Source organism: Pseudoxanthomonas sp. LjRoot204_2, assembly GCF_056175765.1.
Map to the genome: position 1 here is coordinate 1 of NZ_JBGFFG010000558.1, position 1,874 is coordinate 1,874.

Annotated in this window: 2 protein-coding genes; both read right to left on the reverse strand. The window is 66.7% G+C overall.

Annotated elements, in window-relative coordinates:
- Nucleotides 1-649 (reverse strand): alpha-E domain-containing protein (locus AC04L7_RS17835; RefSeq protein WP_475513585.1); only part of this gene is annotated, 649 nt, incomplete at its 3' end.
- Nucleotides 649-1,874, reverse strand: a 1,226-nt coding sequence (locus AC04L7_RS17840) for a circularly permuted type 2 ATP-grasp protein (protein ID WP_475513586.1), incomplete at its 5' end; no start/stop codon positions are given. The genes AC04L7_RS17835 and AC04L7_RS17840, both read right to left, overlap by 1 nt.

A 1,874-nucleotide genomic window follows, 5' to 3' on the forward strand; every position in this document is an offset into this window, starting at 1 on the left:
CGCCCGGACGTGGCGGCATGGTGGGCAGCACGCTCATCCACTGCATGTTCTGGAAGGCTTCGCGGTCGTCTTCGTTGCGCGGAGTGACCAGGCCGGATGCGCCGGCATCGATGATGCGCGTGGTCATGTCGGCCTGTTCCAGCGCCGTGCCCAGCCGCAGGAACTGGTAGCCGATGTCGCGGCTGACATTCGCGCTGAGCAGGCCGGACACCTTCAGGCAGCCGTCGACGATGCGCTGCAGGAAATCGAGCCGGTAGCGGCGGCTCAGGCTGCGTTCCCCGTAGGCGGCGATGTAGAGGTGCAGGTCGTTGATGGCCTCCCACACGTCCTGCGGCAGCGTGTCGCGGATGCTGCGCAGGATCTCGCGCGCCGCGTCGACCGACACGCGCAGCGATGACGGATTGCGCTCGTCCAGCAACAGGAAGCGGATCACGTCGACATCGCCCGCGGCGTCGCCGGTCTCGGGAAAGCACTGCTCGAAGCGCTCGCCCGCGCCGACCGTGTCGATCATCGGCCGCCACGCGAACCGCACCGAGCGCGGCATGTCGAGCTGCAGCTGGCTGCCCACGCCGACCAGCCTCGCGGTGTTTTCCGCGCGCCGCACATAGCGGCTGAACCAGTAGAGATCGTCCGCGACGCGCGACAGCATCAGGCGGCCTCCTCGCCATGGTCGGACAGGTCGACGACCCAGGTGTCCTTGGCGCCGCCGCCCTGCGAGGAGTTCACCACCAGCGACCCCTTCACCATCGCCACGCGGGTGAGGCCACCCGTGGTGACATAGGTGTCCTGGCGCGAGAGCACGAACGGACGCAGGTCGATGTGGCGAGGCGATGGACCCTGCTTGGTGACGATCGGCGCGGTGGACAGCGCCAGCGTGGGCTGGGCCATGTAGTTGCGCGGGTTGGCCTCGATCAGCGCCTTGAATTTCTCCCGCTGGCGCTTGGTCGAGCGTGGGCCGATCAGCATGCCGTAGCCGCCGGATTCGTTGGCCGGCTTCACCACGAGCTTCTCGATGTTCTCCAGCACGTACTTCCGCTCCTTCGCGTTGTGGCAGAGGTAGCTGGGCACGTTGGGCAGGATGGGATCCTCGTCCAGGTAATACTTGATCATCTTTGGCACATAGGCGAAGACGACCTTGTCGTCGGCCACGCCCGCACCCGGTGCGTTCGCCAGCGCCACCTTGCCGGCACGCCAGCTGCGGATCAGCCCCGGTACGCCGAGCACGGAATCCGGATGGAAGACTTCCGGATCGATGAACAGGTCGTCCACGCGCCGGTAGATGACGTCCACGCGCTTGGGCCCGTAGACGGTCCGCATGTAGGTGCAGTCGTCGTCGGCGACGAACAGGTCGCTGCCTTCGACCAGCTCGATGCCCATCGCCTGGGCCAGGTACGCGTGCTCGAAGTAGGCGCTGTTGAACACGCCGGGCGTCAGCAACGCGATCACCGGGGTATCGCCCGGGCGCGGCGACAGCGCCGCGAGTGTGTCGTAGAGCTGGCTGGGGTACTCGTCCACCGGCAGGATCGAGCTGGTCTCGAACAGTTCCGGGAACACGCGCTTGGCCACCATGCGGTTCTCCAGCATGTAGCTCACGCCGGACGGAATGCGCAGGTTGTCCTCCAGCGCGTACAGCGTGCCGTCGCCGTCGCGCACCAGGTCCGAGCCGCAGATGTGCGCCCACACGCCCAGCGGCGGGGTGATGCCGACGCACTGCTCGCGGAAGTTCACCGAATCCTTCAGCAGCATCGCCGGGAACACCTTGTCCTTGACGATCTGCTGCTTGCCGTAGATGTCGCCGATGAACAGGTTCAGCGCGCGCATGCGCTGCATCAGGCCGGCCTCGGTCCGCTGCCATTCGCTGAGCGGGATGATGC